At 70.5% G+C, this 14,054-nt stretch carries 9 protein-coding genes and 4 pseudogenes; 3 read left to right on the forward strand and 10 right to left on the reverse strand.

Annotation, left to right across the window (positions count from 1 at the left end):
• Positions 1 to 85: 85 nt before the first annotated feature.
• A pseudogene (locus M2271_RS12205) lies at positions 86 to 274 on the forward strand (NUDIX hydrolase); the annotation flags it as partial.
• 457 nt (positions 275 to 731) lie between these two features.
• A pseudogene (locus tag M2271_RS12210) lies at positions 732 to 1,028 on the forward strand (class I SAM-dependent methyltransferase); the annotation flags it as partial.
• A gap of 258 nt (positions 1,029 to 1,286) precedes the next feature.
• Here the strand turns inward: M2271_RS12210 and M2271_RS12215 are convergent.
• Positions 1,287 to 4,925 carry a DUF4132 domain-containing protein gene (locus M2271_RS12215; protein ID WP_280887170.1) on the reverse strand — a complete coding sequence of 1,213 codons (3,639 nt, stop codon included), beginning with the start codon at positions 4,923 to 4,925 and terminating at the stop codon, positions 1,287 to 1,289.
• Between the two features lie 421 nt (positions 4,926 to 5,346).
• On the opposite strand from M2271_RS12215, the gene M2271_RS12220 reads away from it, so the two are divergent.
• Positions 5,347 to 5,559, forward strand: a complete 213-nt coding sequence (locus M2271_RS12220) for a hypothetical protein (protein WP_280887171.1) — start codon at positions 5,347 to 5,349, stop codon at positions 5,557 to 5,559.
• Here the strand turns inward: M2271_RS12220 and M2271_RS12225 are convergent.
• The 9 genes and pseudogenes from M2271_RS12225 to kdpA all read right to left on the reverse strand — a co-directional run bounded on the left by M2271_RS12225 (position 5,534) and on the right by kdpA (position 14,054).
• On the reverse strand, positions 5,534 to 6,814 hold the full coding sequence (locus tag M2271_RS12225) for a sensor histidine kinase (RefSeq protein WP_280887172.1): 1,281 nt from the start codon (positions 6,812 to 6,814) through the stop codon (positions 5,534 to 5,536). The genes M2271_RS12220 and M2271_RS12225 overlap by 26 nt on opposite strands.
• 27 nt (positions 6,815 to 6,841) lie before the next feature.
• Positions 6,842 to 7,147: pseudogene (locus M2271_RS12230) on the reverse strand (ABC transporter permease); the annotation flags it as partial.
• Positions 7,148 to 7,348: 201 nt separating this feature from the next.
• Complete coding sequence (locus M2271_RS12235) at positions 7,349 to 8,062, reverse strand: cation transporter (protein ID WP_280887272.1); 714 nt, start codon at positions 8,060 to 8,062, stop codon at positions 7,349 to 7,351.
• Positions 8,062 to 8,397 (reverse strand): metalloregulator ArsR/SmtB family transcription factor, encoded by a 336-nt coding sequence (locus M2271_RS12240; protein WP_280887273.1) that lies wholly within the window; start codon positions 8,395 to 8,397, stop codon positions 8,062 to 8,064. The genes M2271_RS12235 and M2271_RS12240 overlap by 1 nt, the downstream gene beginning before the upstream one ends.
• Before the next feature lie 70 nt (positions 8,398 to 8,467).
• A pseudogene (locus tag M2271_RS12245) lies at positions 8,468 to 8,608 on the reverse strand (sensor histidine kinase KdpD); the annotation flags it as partial.
• Positions 8,609 to 8,730: 122 nt separating this feature from the next.
• Positions 8,731 to 9,414, reverse strand: a complete 684-nt coding sequence (locus tag M2271_RS12250; RefSeq protein ID WP_280887173.1) for a response regulator transcription factor — start codon at positions 9,412 to 9,414, stop codon at positions 8,731 to 8,733.
• A 123-nt stretch (positions 9,415 to 9,537) separates the two neighbouring features.
• Positions 9,538 to 10,206: a potassium-transporting ATPase subunit C gene (locus M2271_RS12255; RefSeq protein WP_280887174.1), complete on the reverse strand. Its 669-nt coding sequence runs from the start codon at positions 10,204 to 10,206 to the stop codon at positions 9,538 to 9,540.
• A gap of 24 nt (positions 10,207 to 10,230) precedes the next feature.
• Positions 10,231 to 12,357, reverse strand: coding sequence for a potassium-transporting ATPase subunit KdpB (kdpB, locus tag M2271_RS12260; RefSeq protein ID WP_280887175.1), 2,127 nt, complete (start codon positions 12,355 to 12,357; stop codon positions 10,231 to 10,233).
• Positions 12,354 to 14,054, reverse strand: coding sequence for a potassium-transporting ATPase subunit KdpA (kdpA, locus tag M2271_RS12265; RefSeq protein WP_280887176.1), 1,701 nt, complete (start codon positions 14,052 to 14,054; stop codon positions 12,354 to 12,356). The genes kdpB and kdpA overlap by 4 nt, the downstream gene beginning before the upstream one ends.

Consider the following 14,054-nt stretch of genomic DNA (forward strand, 5'->3'; position numbering starts at 1 on the left):
GACTCAGCAGTCAGAAATCAGCGAACCCGCCTGCTTCGCCGGGCGGCCATGTCGAAGAGACGACCGGACGCTCCTGGCCGGGGCGCTGCGGGAGGCGTGCGAGGAGACCGGCATCCGGCCGGGCGACCTGTGCCTGACTCCGCAGTTCCTCGCGGCTCCGATCGACATCGACGTCCACGACATCGACGCGAACCCCGCCAAGGGCGAAGGGTCCCACCAGCACTTCGACTTCCGCTTCGTCTTCTACCTCGTGCCCGAGCAGCACCCCCAGCTCACAGTGCAGGACGATGAGGTTGCCGGCGCCCGGTGGCTCGAGTTCGCCGACGTCCGGTCCCCGACCTTGCGTACCAAGCTCCTGGACGCCCGAGACCAGGGCCTCGACGGGCGGCCAGAGCCCGTCAACGCCTCCGCGCTGATCCACGACGGCCACGGCAGATACCTGCTTCACCTGCGGGACCAGCGTGAAGGCATCTGGGCCCCGGGCACGTTCGCTCTCCTCGGCGGCGGCCGTACGGTGGAGGACGTCAGCCTGGAGGCGACCTTGCGGCGGGAGCTCGCCGAAGAGGGCCTGGAGGTGGAAGGCCTGACGCCGTATGCCCTGGAGGAGGCGACGAGCGTCGACGGCTTCGCGGTGCCGATCCAGGTCTTCGTGGGCCGCTGGAGCGGTGATCCGGAGAGGGTAGCTGCTGGCCGACACCGTCCGGGACCTTCCCGATCCAACACTGCTGGACCTGGGCACCGGCACCGGACAAGTCCCCCGGGCACTGCTGAAAGCTCTCCCCACTCTCGCGTACATCGAAGGCGTCGACTGGAGCCGGCCGATGCTCGACCAGGCCCGGGCCGCGCTCACGCCCCTGCTCGGGGACTGCACCCTCAACGTCGTCCAAACCTCCGCCGACGTCTACGCGCCCCTCGCCCCTCTGCCCGGGGAGGACAGATGGACGCCGGACCTGATCACCTGCCGGGCCTACCACTGGATGAGCGGCCCGGACGTGCTGGCGATGGCGCACCGGATCGCCGCCCCACAAGCCACACTGGCGATCATGGGCGACGGCAGCCTATGGACGTACGAGGCCGACTGGACCCGGGCACTGCGCGACCTGATCCAGGAGACCGGTGTCGTCATCGATCCGGCCGACGTGCGGGCCGCCGTGACCGTGCACCACCGCAGCAGCGGAGGGGCCTTTGAACACGCACCGGCTACGTCCTCCCGCGTCGTAGCGGCCGCGGTGTCGCGTGCCGCCGCGCCGTCCCCGAGCTGCGCCGTGCGGTGTGGTGCGTCGTCGTCACCGCGCCACCAGTTCCGTGAGGTCGGCGAGCAACTCGGACGCGGTCACCGGGTCGAGTCCGGCGAAGGCGAGCCTGGACGGCTCCCCGGGTGGGTTCCACGCACTGGGCTGCTCGGAGAGTCCTATGAATTCCAGCGACTGCTCGGTGGAGACGTCGACGGCGCCGAGCCTGAACCCGTCCGACGGACTGACGATGATCCAGCGGTCCTTCGCGACCCGCTTGGACAGCCGGCACTGCACACCCGCGAACATCGGCTCGTCGCGCTCCCAGCCGCGCCGTTCCAGGCCGAGCAGTTTGGCGGTCGGCACGGTGATGTTCTCGAACCGCTCCAACCGGTCGCCGGCCGCCTCGTCGTCCGTGAGCCGGTGCACGGCGCGGCCGAGCTGCGGGAAAGGCTGCAGGATCTCGTGGTCGGCGAACAGCTCCTCCCACTCCGTCAGCTCCTCGCCGAGGTGGAGCGGGTGCGCCAGCCGCACCGAGGCGTCCTCCGGCAACGTGAACTCCGCGTCCCGTACGTCGGCGAAGGTGCGGTCCTCCGCCACCCGGAACGCCGTCAGCGCACCAGCGCCGCTGATGGCCGGGGTCCCGTACAGAGCCCTCTCCGAAGCCCCGGCCGGGACGCACAGCCACACCAGCCGCCGCACCAGATGCCACAGCAGGGGATGGGAGACGAACAGCTCGCGGAACTCACCGGTCGTCCAGCTGCGGCCCGCGACCATCGCACCCTCCAGCCGGCGCACCTGGTCCGAGGCCACCGTCCGCACGTCCTTCTTCAGCGCCATGAACCGCTTGCGTTCCGCCGACGCCAACTCGGCGTCGTCGCGGGGACCCGGCTTGGGCAGGTCCTTGCGCCGCTTGCCGTCCTGGTCCAGTACGTACGGCCGCAATTGCTCGTCGAAACCCACGGTGAAGCGCCGGGGCCCGTAGTCCACGACGGTCGAGCCGTCGGCGTCCAGCCCCAAGTCCGGCACCAGCCGGTCGGCGAGTTCCTCGCCGGACAGCCCCAGATCGGCCGCCAGCTGCTCGATCTTCTCCTGGGCCCGCGCCTTGAGCCCCTTGAACTTCACCCGCTGGGACACCCCGTGCAGATGCATCAGGGCGACGTCGCTGCCGATGGCCGCCAGGACGTGCAGGCCGTCCACGGCCCGCTTGTGCGCTCCCTCGCCGGGCCAGTTCCGTAGGACCGGCGTCAGCCGGCGCACCGTGTCGTCGTCGCCGAGCCACCCCAGGGCGTGCAGCGCCCAGCTCTCCCTGGCCGGCATACCGGCCAGCCGCCACTGCTCGAAAAGGGACCAGCCGAACTCGGCCAGCGACTCGGGATCGCACGCCTCCTTCACCACCTCCACGCCCGTGTAGACCGCGCCCTGCCGGGAGATCGCCAGCATGGTCAGCAGATGGCGCACCGCCTCGTCCGGCAGCGCCGAGGTCCGGCCACGCAGCAGCACGCGCGGCAGCAGCCGGGGGGCCGCCCAGGTGGCCGGCTCCGGCATCTTCGGTGGCAGCGCGAGCTCCCTGCTGTCGGCCGACAGCAGGTCACGGACGACCGCGACCGCCTCGGGACCGTGACCGCCCGCCGCGTCGAGCACGGCGTCCTGGCCGTGCGTGGCGGCGACGGCCCGCAGCGCGTGCTCGGCGTTGTGGCGGGCGGCGCCCGCCGGGCCGGCGGCGTCGGGCACCAGCAGCGCGGCGGCGTCCGCGCCGTGCCGGGCGAACCACGCGCGGGCCGTGGGCGCGACGGACCTCAGCCGCACGAACCAGTCGGCCATCAGCCGCGCGACCGCCAGCTGACGGTAGGGCAGGAGCAGTCCGCCGGCCACGGCGGGCTCCCGCGTCGCGGCGTGCAGCAGCGGCGGCAGCGCGTCCTCCTCCCAGCGGGCGGCCACCGGCTTCAGCTTCTTCACCCACATCCACTCGGGAGTCCACTGCGCCAGCAACGGGCGGTACGCGTCCGGGCCGTCGGTGAGCAGGGCGGCCAGACGGTAGTCGTCGAGGTTCGTGAACTGCTGCCGCACGGCCTCGACGACGGGATACGGCTCGTTCTGCCGGCGCCGCCGCCGCTCGGGCCCCTCGACGGCGGCATCCCATGCCTCACGCTCGCCGGGCTGCCACAGCATGCGGGTCTCCTCCCCCGCGACGAGCCCCTTGACGGTTCTCGGTTCCGGAGCCGTCCGCTCGCGTGTCCACGGCGGGCTCACCAGCAGCTCGGGCAGCGCGTCGTCGGGGGCGTCGGCGGCGGCCGGGTGCAGCAGCTCCCGCACCACCTCGGCGGCCTTGGGCGGGAACTGTGCGAGCCGCGGCTCCATCAGCTCACGGTGCACGGCGACGTGCGCGGTCAGCAACTGGCCCAGCAGGTGGGCGTTGCGCCCCGGGGCGGGCGCCGCCCGGTCGGCCAGGAGACGTGCCGCGCGCACCGGATACCGGCGCGCCGCCTCCAGCAGCGCCGGATGCACCTGCTTGTCGTCCGCGTGGGACATCAGCAGCTCGAACGCCTCGTCCGTCGGCAACTGAGCCAGGACCCCCGCCAGTTCTTCCGCCGATACCCCGCGGGACGGCATGCGGTGCCGCCAGATCTCCGCGATCAGCGCGGCGACGGCCGGGCCGACGCCCTCGGCGACGGTGGCTGCCGCGGAGAGGCTGCCGTCGTAGGCGGACACGCCGCCCTCCCGCAGCAGAGCCCGCAGCTGCTCCTCGTCGTTCAGCGACTCGAACAGCATGGCGCGTACGACACGGTCCTCCCGGCCGCTCTCCCCCGGGTCGGCGCAGCACTCCGCGACCCAGCCGGTCTCGCTCGGCACCAGATACGACACCACGATCCGGCGCCGCGCACCGCCGCGGTGCGCGGCCAGCGCGGCCACCGCCTCGCGGTACGTGTTCTCGTCGGCCATGTACAGCAGCGTCCGCACCCGGTCGGCGGCGCCCCGGCGTAACCACAGCTGGTACTTTGCTTTGCCCTCGGGCAGGACGGCCAGTCCGGTGGTCCGGTCCTGAACGGGGTCCTCGCGGTGGATCCCGAACAGCTCCACCGTGGCACGGGCCGCGAAGGCCAGGCCGTGCCGCAGGGTCCAGGCGTCGACGACATATTCGTACAGCAGCTTCCGGCGGTCGGTGACGACGGCCAGGACCGCGGCGCCGACCGGATCCGCCGCCCCCTTCAGGTAGCGACGTGCGGCGGCCGCGAGCTCCGGGTCGATGCCCGCGACGGCCTCGCCGAGGGCCGTTCCGGTCCACTCCTCCTCCCTCGCCGCCGCGAGCCGCCTGTCCCAGGAGTCGAGAGCCGACTCGTGGGGGGCGTGCGAGTACCGGGTGATGCCGCCCCGGCGCGGGCGGAGGCTCTGCCGCCAGGCGGCGGGCAGCGTGAAGGAGTCCTCGTCGGGTGCCGCCGCGACATCTCCGGTACCCCCGGCGTCCGGCGTATGACCGGCGCCCACGGGCGCGTACCCCTGGCGTTCCTTCTCCCGAACGGCCTCGGCCACGTACGCCTCCGCGGCCGTCGCCGAGCCGCAGTCCTCGACCCGCGTACGCTCCTGTGCACCGGCCTCTCCGTGACGGACAATCACCACCGCGCCGTCCGACCCGACCTCCCAGAACATGGTCGGGCTGTCCTTGCCCCCGTCAGCCAGCTCCCAACGCCGCACGGCCGCCCCTTCCTCGGACCCACGCCGACCCCAGGTCGGCGCTCCTGTGATGAATCCGCCCGCGGCACGGGCGATCGACGGGCCTCACAGTAGATCCGGTCACTGACAACGGCCGCCGGCGGCCCACCTGCTCGTCCACTACTCCAACGGGCGATGGGGCTTGGCCGTACCGCCACCGAAGAGCACCACCAGCGCATCACCGAACTGATGTCGTCGCCCTGTCTTTCTGAGTTGTTGCTGTGCCTTCGAGCGGCAACGCGGGGCTGGCGTGATCCGCCGGTGAGGTCCTGATGCTGGCAGGCGGCATGATCGTCGGGGTGAGATCGTCCGCCTGTCTCGTCACCGCTGTACTTCGCTGTTCGCCAGGACGAGCAGGGCTCGCAGGAGTGAACCGCCCCGGCTCGAATGGAGACTCGATTTCATGAAAGGGTCGACTCATGGCACGACCTTCCCGCAGCAGTGCGTGAAGCTGGTTGACCGTACGGACCCGGGCTTGGGCCAGGTTCACACGCCGTTCGTCCAGAAGAGCCAGCGCCGTGGTGTGGTCCTCGAGTTCGACATCCCGTCCGTCTCCCTGCAGATAGGCGACGGTGGCCGCGGCACGGTGGTCATCGGTCACCGCCTTGGGGTGTGAGGTCGAGGACGGCCTCGACGCTCCATCCTCCGCCGCCCGTCGGGCCCGCGCTGACCGTGCCTCCGTACAGAGCCGCTCGTTCCCGCATGCCCACCAGACCGTGTCCTTCCTCGTTCGGCGGTCCGGACGGTGTGGCCGGGCCGGTGTCCTGGACCCGGAGGGTCAGCCGGCTGCCCTCGACGCGGATCGCCAGGTGCACCCGGGCGCCGGTGTCCGCGTGTTTCAGGGTGTTGGTGAGGGCCTCCTGGACTATGCGGTACACCGTCAGCTGTACGCCGCTGTCCAGGACGTCCACGTCGCCGGAGGTCCGGTAGACGACCTCCAGTCCGGCGGCGCGCACGGTGGCGCACAGCGCGTCGATGTCCGCGAGGCCGGGCTGCGGGCTGAGTTCGGGCCCGCCCGGGGAGCCGTCCGTCGCCGCGCGCAGCACACCGAGCACGCGCCGCAGCTCGCCGAGGGCCTGCCGGCCGGTGTCGCCGATGAGCCGCAGGGCCTCCTTGCCGCGTGCGGGAGCGAGGTCGGTGGCGTAGGCGCCGGCGTCGGCGAGCGTGATGATGACGGACAGGTTGTGGCCGACGATGTCGTGCATCTCGCGGGCGACCCGGGTGCGTTCGCTGGCCGTGGCCAGCCTGCTGCGCTGGTCGCGCTCGATCTCCAGCCGGGTTGCCCGTTCCCGCAGTCCGGCGAGCTGGGCCCGGCGGATCCGTACCATCAGGCCGAGCGCGAGGGCCGCGGTCGCCGTGCTCAGCAGGAAGAACAGCGCGTCCCAGACGGACACGGTCGAGGACGCGCGTACCGCGACCAGCGCCATGGCGCCCGCCATGGCCGCGCAGGCCCACGGCAACTGCCGCAGCCGCCCGTGCAGGGCCAGGCTGTACAGGGCGACGAAGAGGGCGATGTCCGCGCGCAGCGCGGCGTCCAGGGACCACTGGAGGACGAACACCGCCCAGATGGTGGCGAACGCCGCGAGGGGTCTGCGTCGCCGCCACAGCAGGGGCAGTACCAGGCCGGCCTGCAGGGCCAGCATTCCCGCGACGGGCAGGTGAGTGAAGGCGAGCCGGAACCGGCGCGGGCTGTCGCCGTCGTCCACACCGCCGTGGAGCAGGTCGGGCAGGCAGAACATCAGGAAGACCAGGACCACGACCGCGGTTTCCAGCACCCACGGATGTCTCCGGTCGGCGTGCCGCAACCGCTGGCCGCCCCGGGACAGACGGGCGACCAGCGGTCCCATTCCGCTGAGGTCATCGGTGGTCACGGACGTCACCTGTCCATGATGCGGGCGTCAGACGTCACTGCGCGCGAGCCGGTACGCCGCTCCGCCCAGCGCCAGCGCCGTCCAGCAGAGGAACACCAGCAGCCCGGCGCCCGGTGACAGGGACGTGGAGTCGTGGGTCAGCGCGAACATCGATTCACCCGCGTTGGACGGCAGGTAGGGGCTGATGTTGTCCTGCCAGGAGCTCGGCAGCAGCGAGATCAGCCCCGGGATCAGCATCAGGGTGGCCACCAAAACCGAGATCCCGCCGGCCACCGACCGCAGCAGCGCGCCCAGGGCGGCGCCGATCACCCCGACCAGGCCGAGGTAGAGCCCCAAGCGGCTGTTCATCGCCACCTCCTACATCACGGCCGACGCCGCCGAGCACTTCGGCCTGCCCCGCGACCGCACGGTCATCATGGGCTCGCTCATCGAGGTGTAGGCACACCGGACACCGAGGACGGGGGACGAGTCGGACGACGCCCGCACCCATGAGCGCCTCGGTCGACAGCGGGCCCGTTCGGCGTGCGTGGACAGTCAGTTGCAGCAGGCGCAGCCGGGGCCGCAGCCGCACGCGTCGCTGACCTCGGGGTTGGCCGTCGGCACCGCAGCGGCCGCGGGCGCGCAGCACCCCTTGCCCTGCCAGGCATCGCGGCCCTCCTTGACCGCGACGGCGGCGATCACGAGGGCGGCGACAGGGTCGGCCCAGGACCAGCCGAGGGTGGCGTTGAGGATCAGGCCGACCAGGAGCACGGCGGAGAGGTACGTGCACAGCAGGGTCTGCTTGGAGTCGGCGACCGCGCTGGCGGAGCCGAGTTCGCGGCCCGCGCGGCGCTGGGCGGCGGACAGGAACGGCATGACCGCGAGGGAGAGGGCGGCGAGCACGATGCCGGGGAATGATGTTCGGGCCTCGCCGGTGCCGACCAGGGCTCGTACGGAGTCAATCGTCACGTAGGCGGCGAGCACGAAGAACGACAGCGCGACGATCCGCAGGGCGGTCTTCTCACGGGCCTCGCGTACGGCGTGCTCTTGGGCGGAGAACTGCCAGGCGACCGCGGCGGCCGAGGAGACCTCGATGACCGAGTCCAGGCCGAAGCCGATCAGGGCGGTGGAGGAGGCGATCGTTCCGGCGGTGAGGGCGACGACCGCCTCGATGATGTTGTAGGTGATGGTCGCGGCGACCAGCAGGCGTATCCGGCGGGTGAGCGCGTCGCGGCGGGCCGGGGACGGGCCGAGGGATATCGCGGTCATCAGCAGCATCCCTTCTCGTCGGCGTCTGCGCAGGTGCGGTCGGTCTCGACAGCGACCACTGCCGTGCGCAAGTCGTCCAGGGCGTGGCCGAGGCGTTCGTCGGCGAGCTCGTAGCGGGTGCGACGGCCATCGGGCACGGTGACGACGAGACCGCAGTCCCGCAGGCAGGCGAGGTGGTTGGACAGCCGGGTGCGGGAGACGGCGAGTGCGTCGGCGAGGTCGGCGGGGTAGGCCGGGGCCTCGCGCAGGGCGAGCAGAATGCGGCAGCGGATCGGGTCGGCGAGCGCGCGGCCGAACCGGGCCAGCACGTCGATGTCGGAGGCAACAGTCAGCACCCCACGACAGTACACGCCATCCTGAATTCAGAGAATCATGGAGAGTGCCGCTCTCGCGTTGGGCGGCTACAGCCGGCCGGTGGTGCTCGACGAAGGCGACCACGCAGTCGGTACGGCGTTCGACTCGGCGGTGCGCCTCGGAGAGCATCGCGTACGTCTTGCCGACGCCTGGTGCCGCACCGAGGTACATCCGAAGCTTGCCGCGTGCCATGGTCTCGTCTCTTCGTCTCGGCCGTCGGTGGCCGGGGTGCGGGCGCGGGCGCGGGCGCGGGTGCGGGGCGGGAGCGGGTGCGGGGCGGGAGCGGGGCGGGAGCGGGGCGGGCGGGATGGCGTTCAGCCCTCGAAGCGGTAGCCCATCCCTGGCTCGGTGATGAGGTTGCGGGGGTGAGCGGGGTCCGCTTCCAGCTTGCGGCGCAGTTGGGCCATGTAGACGCGCAGGTAGTTGGTCTTGTTGCTCAGCGAGACCCCCCAGACCTCCTGCAGCAGCTGCTTCTGCGTGATGAGCCGGCCGGGGTTGGTGACCAGGATCTCCAGCAGATGCCATTCGGTCGGGGTGAGGCGGACGTCGCGTCCGCCCCGGGTGGCCTTCTTGGCGAGCAGGTCGATGGTGAAGCCGTCGGTGGTGACCGCCGTCGCCTCTGGGGCGAGCGGCACATCCTCGGTGCGGCGCACGGCGGCGCGCAGGCGGGCCAGGAGCTCGTCCATGCTGAACGGCTTGGTGATGTAGTCGTCGGCGCCGGCGTCGAGCGCGGCGACCTTCTCGTCGGAGGCCCAGCGTGCGGACAGCACCAGAATCGGTACGCGGGACCAGCCGCGCAGCGCCTTGATGACGTCCGTGCCGTCCATGTCGGGCAGACCCAGATCCAGCAGGACCACGTCGGGCTGACGGGCGGCGGCCAGCCGGAGTGCGGTGGTGCCGTCGGGCGCCGGGTCCACCCCGTACCGGCGGGCCTGCAGGTTGATCACGAGGGCCCGGACGAGCTGAGGGTCGTCCTCCACCACCAGTACCCGGGTCATCGGGGTACGCCCTTCCTGCTTGTGCGGAGGGCCGGATCAAGTGGAACCGGCCCCATTGCAGCGGGAGTCGACGAATGAGGGTGTCCCCCGGCCGTCGACTCCCGCATGGTGCGCGTAACGCCATCAGCTCTTCGCCAGGAGTTCCTTGAGCGCGATGTTGAGTTCGAGGACGTTGACGCGGGGTTCGCCGATGAAGCCGAGGGTGCGGCCGTCGGCGTGCTCGTCGACCAGCTTCTGCACCTGGGCGTCGGACAGGCCGTTCTTCTCGGCGATCCGGTGGACCTGGATGTCCGCGTAGTCGGGCGAGATGTCCGGGTCCAGGCCGGAGCCGGAGGACGTGACCGCGTCGGCGGGCACATCGGAGGGCTTGACCGTGTAGCCGCCGACCGAGTTGTCCTTGACGACTGCGGCCTTGGCGGCGGTCACCCAGTCGATCAGGTCCTTGTTGTCACCGGAACGGTTCGTCGCGCCGGACAGGATCAGTTTGTACTGGGTGTTGACGCTGTTGGTGCCCAGCCCGTTCTGCGGGCGGCCCTGGAACCACTTCAGGTCGGGCTCCGGGGTCTCCTGGCCCTTCTTCAGCGGCAGGTTGTACGACTGCCCGATCAGGGACGAGCCGACGACCTTGCCGTCCGCCTTGATCTCCGAGCCGTTGGCCTGATCGTTGAAGAGCACCTGTGCCACACCGGTGACGGCCAGGGGGTAGAGCACGCCCGTCACCACCGTCAGCACGAGCAGCGCGCGCAGCCCCGCCCACAGCAACCGGGCGGTGTTCGATACCGGGTTGTTCATGAGGATCAGCACCCTTTCACATCGTTATAGCCCGGGGATGAGGGAGATGAGCAGGTCGATGAGCTTGATGCCGATGAACGGGGCGATCAGGCCGCCGATGCCGTAGATCGTGAGGTTGCGCCGCAGCATCTTGTCCGCGCTGACCGGCCGGTACTGCACGCCCTTCAGGGACAGCGGCACCAGCGCGATGATGATCAGCGCGTTGAAGATCACCGCGGAGAGGATCGCGGAGTCCGGCGAGGACAGGCCCATGACGTTGAGCTTGTCCAGGCCCGGGTAGACGGCCGCGAACAGCGCCGGGATGATCGCGAAGTACTTCGCGACGTCGTTGGCGATCGAGAACGTCGTCAACGCACCCCGGGTGATGAGGAGTTGCTTGCCGATCTCGACGATCTCGATGAGCTTGGTCGGGTTCGAGTCGAGGTCGACCATGTTGCCGGCCTCCTTCGCGGCCGACGTACCCGTGTTCATCGCCACGCCGACGTCCGCCTGGGCCAGCGCGGGCGCGTCGTTGGTACCGTCACCGGTCATCGCGACCAGCTTGCCGCCCGCCTGCTCCCGCTTGATGAGCGCCATCTTGTCCTCAGGGGTGGCCTCCGCGAGGAAGTCGTCGACACCGGCCTCCTCGGCGATCGCCTTCGCCGTGAGCGGGTTGTCGCCCGTGATCATGACGGTCTTGATGCCCATGCGGCGCAGTTCGTCGAACCGCTCCCGCATGCCGTCCTTGACGACGTCCTTGAGGTGGATGACGCCCAGCACGCGGGCGCCCTCGGTGTCCTCGACCGCGACAAGCAGCGGTGTGCCGCCCGCCTCGGAGATCCGGTCGGTGAGCGCGCCGGCGTCCTGGGACACCTCGCCGCCCAGCTCCCGGACCCAGGCGACGACCGAACCGGCCGCGCCCTTGCGGATCTTCCGCCCGTCGACGTCCACGCCCGACATCCGGGTCTGCGCGGTGAAGGCGATCCACTCGGCGCCCTGGAGTTCTCCCTGCTGGCGCTCGCGCAGCCGGTACTTCTCCTTCGCCAGGACGACGATGGAGCGGCCCTCAGGGGTCTCGTCGGCAAGCGACGACAGCTGGGCGGCATCGGCCAGTTCGGGCTCGGTGGTACCGGTCACCGGCACGAACTCCGACGCCTGACGGTTGCCGAGCGTGATCGTGCCGGTCTTGTCCAGCAGCAGTGTGGAGACGTCGCCCGCAGCCTCGACCGCCCGCCCCGACATGGCGAGTACGTTGCGCTGCACCAGTCGGTCCATGCCCGCGATGCCGATAGCCGACAGCAGCGCGCCGATCGTGGTCGGGATGAGACAGACCAGCAGCGCCACCAGCACGACCATCGTGAGGTGGGTGCCCGCGTAGTCGGCGAACGGCGGCAGCGTCGCCACCGCCAGCAGGAAGACGATCGTGAGCGAGGCGAGCAGGATGTTCAGCGCGATCTCGTTCGGCGTCTTCTGCCGGGCCGCGCCCTCGACCAGGGCGATCATGCGGTCGATGAAGGTCTCGCCCGGCTTCGTCGTGATCTTGATGACGATGCGGTCGGAGAGGACCTTCGTGCCGCCGGTGACAGCACTGCGGTCGCCGCCCGACTCGCGGATGACGGGCGCCGACTCGCCGGTGATGGCGGACTCGTCGACGGACGCGACGCCCTCGACGACGTCACCGTCGCCGGGGATGATGTCGCCGGCCTCGCAGACGACCAGGTCGCCGATACGCAACTCCGTGCCGGGCACCTGCTCCTCGCGGTCACCCACGAGCCGTCGGGCCACGGTGTCGGTCTTGGCCTTGCGCAGCGTGTCGGCCTGCGCCTTGCCGCGGCCCTCGGCCACGGCCTCCGCGAGGTTGGCGAAGACCACGGTCAGCCACAGCCAGGCGCTGATGGTCCAGCCGAACCAGTCGCCCGGGTCCTTGAAGGAGAAGACGGTGGTCAGCAAGGAGCCGATCCACACCACGAACATCACGGGGGACTTGATCATCACCCGCGGGTGGAGCTTGCGGAAGGCGTCCGGCAGCGACTTCAGCAGCTGCTTCGGGTCGAACAGACCCGCGCCGACACGCCCTTCGTCCTTGTGGCCGGTCGGCACATCACTGTGCGGCGCCCGGGTCGGGGGGGCAGTGGACATCGAGTCCTCTTGCTTCTCTGTACGAGTGGTCATGACGCCAGCCCCTCGGCCAGCGGACCCAGCGCGAGGGCCGGGAAGTAGGTCAGACCGGTGATGATCAGGATCGCGCCCACCAACAGGCCCGTGAACAGGGGCTTCTCGGTACGCAGGGTGCCCGCGGTCGCCGGCACCGGCTTCTGCTCGGCGAGCGAACCGGCCAGTGCCAGAACGAACACCATGGGCAGGAACCGGCCGAGGACCATCGCGAGACCCAGGGTGGTGTTGAACCACTGGGTGTCGGCGTTCAGACCGGCGAAGGCCGAGCCGTTGTTGTTGGCGGCCGACGAATACGCGTAGAGGATCTCGGAGAACCCGTGCGCGCCGGAGTTGGTCATCGAGTTGCCCGGGGTGGGCAGCGCCATCGCGGCGGCGGTGAAGATGAGCACCAGCGCCGGGGTGATGAGGATGTAGCAGGCCGCGAACTTGATCTCGCGGGTGCCGATCTTCTTGCCCAGGTACTCGGGCGTACGGCCGACCATGAGACCGGCGATGAACACCGCGATGATCGCCATGATCAGCATGCCGTACAGGCCGGAACCGGTACCACCGGGCGCGATCTCGCCCAACTGCATGCCCAGGATGGTGATCCCGCCGCCGAGACCGGTGAACGAGGAGTGGAAGGAGTCCACCGCGCCGGTCGAGGTGAGCGTCGTCGACACCGCGAAGATCGACGAGGCGCCGACCCCGATGCGGGTCTCCTTGCCCTCCATCGCGCCGCCGGCGATGTCGAACGCCGGGCCGTGGTGGGCGAACTCGGTCCACATCATCAGGGCGATGAAGCCGACCCAGATCGTGGCCATCGTCGCCAGGATCGCGTAGCCCTGCTTGAGGCTGCCGACCATGCGGCCGAAGGTGCGGGTCAGGGCGAACGGGATGACCAGGAGAAGGAAGATCTCGAAGAGGTTCGTGAACGGGGTCGGGTTCTCGAAGGGGTGGGCGGAGTTGGCGTTGAAGTAACCGCCGCCGTTCGTGCCGATCTCCTTGATGGCCTCCTGCGAGGCGACCGCACCGCCGTTCCACTGCTGCGAGCCGCCCATGAACTGGCCGACCTCGTGGATGCCGGAGAAGTTCTGGATGGCACCGCACGCCACCAGGACGATCGCCGCGATCACCGAGAACGGCACGAGGACGCGGATGACACCGCGCACCAGGTCCGACCAGAAGTTGCCGAGCTCACCGGTGCGGATGGGGGTCCCCCCGCTCGAGCGAAGCCGAGAGTGAGGGAGGGCGAAGCCCCGTACCAGCGCCACGGCGACGGCGATGCCGACGGCCGCGGAGACGAAGTTCTGCACGGCCAGACCACCGGTCTGCACGACGTGGCCCATGGCCTGTTCGCCGTAGTACGACTGCCAGTTGGTGTTGGTGACGAAGGAGGCGGCGCTGTTGAACGCCTGGTCCGGGTCGATGGCGGAGAAGCCGAGCGAGCCGGGCAGCACGCCCTGGAGCCGCTGGAGCAGGTAGAGGAACAGCACGCCGGCCGCCGAGAAGGCCAGCACGCCGCGCAGGTACGCGGGCCAGCGCATCTCGGTGTCGGGGTCGGCGCCGATGCCCTTGTAGATCCACTTCTCGACACGCCAGTGCTTGTCGGAGGAGTAGACCCTGGCCATGTAATCGCCGAGCGGGACGTAGGAGAGCCCCAGAGCCACTATCAGAGCGAGAAGCTGGAGGATGCCGGCGAGGACGGGACTCAT

Source organism: Streptomyces sp. LBL, assembly GCF_029893585.1.
In the GTDB taxonomy this organism is placed as follows: domain Bacteria; phylum Actinomycetota; class Actinomycetes; order Streptomycetales; family Streptomycetaceae; genus Streptomyces.

Bases quoted from the DNA above. Each gene is read 5' to 3' on its own strand.
- M2271_RS12220 (WP_280887171.1), top strand. From the start codon at position 5,347: ATGAAAGGGTCGACTCATGGCACGACCTTCCCGCAGCAGTGCGTGAAG.
- M2271_RS12235 (WP_280887272.1), bottom strand. From the start codon at position 8,062: ATGACCGCGATATCCCTCGGCCCGTCCCCGGCCCGCCGCGACGCGCTC.
- M2271_RS12250 (WP_280887173.1), bottom strand. From the start codon at position 9,414: ATGACCCGGGTACTGGTGGTGGAGGACGACCCTCAGCTCGTCCGGGCC.
- M2271_RS12255 (WP_280887174.1), bottom strand. From the start codon at position 10,206: ATGAACAACCCGGTATCGAACACCGCCCGGTTGCTGTGGGCGGGGCTG.
- kdpB (WP_280887175.1), bottom strand. From the start codon at position 12,357: ATGACCACTCGTACAGAGAAGCAAGAGGACTCGATGTCCACTGCCCCC.
- kdpA (WP_280887176.1), bottom strand. From the start codon at position 14,054: ATGAGTCCCGTCCTCGCCGGCATCCTCCAGCTTCTCGCTCTGATAGTG.